The sequence below is a fragment of the Frankia sp. CcWB3 genome (assembly GCF_977927595.1).
Window position 1 is genome coordinate 1 of the sequence record NZ_CDWRCK010000363.1, and the last position, 3,184, is coordinate 3,184.

A 3,184-nucleotide genomic window follows, 5' to 3' on the forward strand; every position below is an offset into this window, starting at 1 on the left:
CCCCCAAACCGGACACCCACCTCAGTTCCACCCCACGCCCACTCCGACCCACGCCGAATCCACCAGCTCCGCACCACACGCCTACACTGACCGGAACAGTCACTGACCGGAACAGCGCGGCATCGCGACTCCACCCACCAGGCGACCGAAGACCAACAGCAGGAGGGTGAAAATGGCCATTCCGCGGCGCCAGGCAATCAGGATCGGCGCTTATCTCCTCAAGCAGAAACTCGCCAGGCGGGACAAGTTCCCGATCACCCTCGAACTCGAACCCCCGTTCGCATGTAACCTCGCCTGCGAGGGCTGCGGCAAGATCCAACATCCCGCGGACGTGCTGAAACAGCGCATGCCCGTCGAGCAGGCGCTCGCCGCCGTCGACGAGTGCGGCGCCCCCGTGGTGTGCCTGGCAGGCGGCGAACCGCTGATGCACCCGCAGATCGAAGACATCGTGGCAGGCCTGGTGAAACGTAAGGAGTTCATCTACCTGTGCACGAACGCCCTCCTGATCCCACGCAAGATCGACAAGCTGCGCCCGTCACCGTACCTGTCCTTCGCGGTACACATCGATGGCCTCGAGGAACGCCACGACAAGTCCGTGGCCAAGCCGGGCGTGTTCGCCCAGGCCGTGGACAACATCAAAGAGGCGCAGCGCCGCGGCTTCCGCGTCACCACGAACACCACGTTCTTCAACACCGACACCCCCCAGACCGTGATCGAGGTGTTGGACTTCCTCAACAACGACCTCAACGTCGACGGGATGATGCTCTCCCCCGCCTACGCCTACGAGAAAGCCCCCGACCAGGACAGCTTCCTCGGGGTCAAGGAAACCCAGGAACTGTTCCGCAAGGCGTTCGCCGACGGCCGCCGCAAGAACTGGCGGATCAACCACTCCCCCCTGTTTCTGGACTTCCTCGAAGGAAAGATCGACTTCCCGTGCACGGCCTGGGGAATTCCGTCCTACTCCCTGTACGGCTGGCAGAAGCCGTGCTATCTGATGGGCGACGGCTACGCCAGGACCTACCAGGAACTCCTTGACACCACCGACTGGGAGGCCTACGGACGAGGCCGCGACCCGCGCTGCGCGAACTGCATGGCACACTGCGGCTACGAACCGACCGCCCTCGCGGCGACCCTGTCCTCCCTGCGGGAATCCATCCGCGCGGCCCGCTGAGACCGGCCCCGGGACCACCGGCCAGCCCCCGGATCACCGGCCAGCCCCGGGAAACGACCTCGGTGCGGCGGCCGTCGCCCTCCGGCCGGAGGGCGACGGCCGCCGCACCGAGGTCCTCCACCAGACACCCCCGGCTCGGATACGCCGGGAAGAGCGGCATAACGGGAAGAGCGGCATAAGCGGGATCCGACCCGAAACCGCATTATGACCCAATTATGACTACCTGCACCCCGACACTCACCCACCGTCCCCTCGCCGGTCCGGCGTCGTGGGCCGCGGCGGCGCCCGTCTCGCCATCGTAGGGCTCGCGGGTCTTTGTAGGGTTCCCACAACACCTGGCCGCCGACATCGGTAGCGGCGGAGCTGTCCAGACCGCGCCCCGAGCTGGGAAGGTGATCCGGAGCAAGGATCGGAACCGCCTTTCTGGCGTTCCGCCCTCATCGTGACGGGAAGGGGTAATTAGTGGTTTACGACAAGATCGTGGTGACGGGTCTCGGTGCGATGACTCCACTCGGCGGCAACCTCGCCGCCACCTGGGACGGGCTGGTCGCGGGTGCCTCGGGTGTCGCGGTGATCGAAGACGAATGGGCGCGGGAGCTGCCGGTCCGACTCGCCGCCCGGCTGCCCGTCGACCCCGCGGCAACGCTGCCGCGCAAGGACAGCCGCAAGCTCGACCGCGGTGAACAGATGGCGATCGTCACCGCCCGGCAGGCATGGGCGGACGCGGGATCCCCCGAGGTCGCTCCCAAACGGCTCGCGGTCGTCATCGGCACCGGTTACGGCGGGGTGCAGTCCACCCTGGGCCAGCACCGCATCCTGGAGCAGGCCGGTGCGCGCCGGATATCCCCTCAAACGGTGATCATGCTGATGCCCAACGGCCCGGCGGCGTGGGTGAGCATCGACCTCGGTGCGAAGGCCGGCGCCCGCACCCCGGTCAGCGCCTGCGCGTCCGGCGCCGAGGCGATCGCCACCGGTATGGAGATGATCCAACACGGGCTGGCCGACGTCGTGGTCGCCGGCGGCGTCGAGGCGCCGGTCGACACGCTGCCGCTGGCAGCGTTCGCGCAGATGAAGGCCCTGTCGACCCGGCACGACGACCCGGCAGCCGCCTCCCGGCCCTTCGACGCCGACCGTGACGGTTTCGTGCTCGGCGAGGGCGCCGGCCTGCTGGTCCTGGAACGGGCCGGGTTCGCCGCCGCCCGCGGCGCCCGCGTGTACGCCGTCGCCGCCGGCGCGGCCACCAACTCCGACGCCCTCGACATCGTCACCGCCGACCCCGCCGGGCAGCGCAGGGCCATCGAGGCCGCACTGTCCGGCGCCGGCCTCACCCCCACCGATATCGGCCTCGTACACGCCCACGCCACCTCTACCCCCGTCGGTGACCCCTTGGAGGCCGAGGCGATCACTCAGACGATCGGCACCCATCCGGCGGTCACGGCCACCAAGTCGATGACCGGGCACATGCTCGGCGCCGCCGGCGCGGTGGGCGCCATCGCCACGGTGCTCAGCATCCGCGACGGCGTCATACCCCCGGTACGCAACCTTGACCGGCTCGACCCGGCGATCAAGCTCGACGTCGTGTCCGGACAGGCCCGCCACGAGACCGTCCGCGCCGCCGTGGCCAACGCCTTCGGCTTCGGTGGGCACAATGTCTCCCTGGCGTTCACCGCCCCCTGAACCGGCCGCGCCGGCCACGCCTGGCTGGACTCGAACGCGCTCCGGCCCCCGTCGTGTTTCCGCCCGCCCAGAGGCCTCACTTCCCATTACTGACCATTGCCGATCATTTCTTCCAGCAAGGGAACGGCGAAGACACCTTGCCGTCCTTCATGATCTAGAGCGGGGTTGAGAAGGTCACCCAGATGCGGCTGTGATCCGAAGGTGTCAGCCGTCGATGGTTGAGGCTAGGAGAACCCGTAATGATCTTATCGGGCGTGGGCGAGGAGGAGGGTGACGTCGTCGTCGTAGCCGTCGTTGCGGTTGAGGAGGGTCAGTAGCCGGTCCGCGGTGGTGGAC

General features: G+C 68.2%; 2 protein-coding genes. Both read left to right on the forward strand.

Annotated features, from left to right (window positions below; genetic code table 11):
- Positions 1 to 172 precede the first annotated feature (172 nt).
- Complete coding sequence (gene hpnH, locus ACY5KJ_RS19110) at positions 173 to 1,171, forward strand: adenosyl-hopene transferase HpnH (protein WP_462204017.1); 999 nt, start codon at positions 173 to 175, stop codon at positions 1,169 to 1,171.
- A 462-nt stretch (positions 1,172 to 1,633) separates the two neighbouring features.
- On the forward strand, positions 1,634 to 2,848 hold the full coding sequence (locus ACY5KJ_RS19115) for a beta-ketoacyl-[acyl-carrier-protein] synthase family protein (RefSeq protein WP_462204018.1): 1,215 nt from the start codon (positions 1,634 to 1,636) through the stop codon (positions 2,846 to 2,848).
- Positions 2,849 to 3,184 lie beyond the last annotated feature (336 nt).

Excerpts from the sequence above, each read along its gene's own strand:
- hpnH (WP_462204017.1), top strand. The coding sequence starts at position 173 with ATGGCCATTCCGCGGCGCCAGGCAATCAGGATCGGCGCTTATCTCCTC.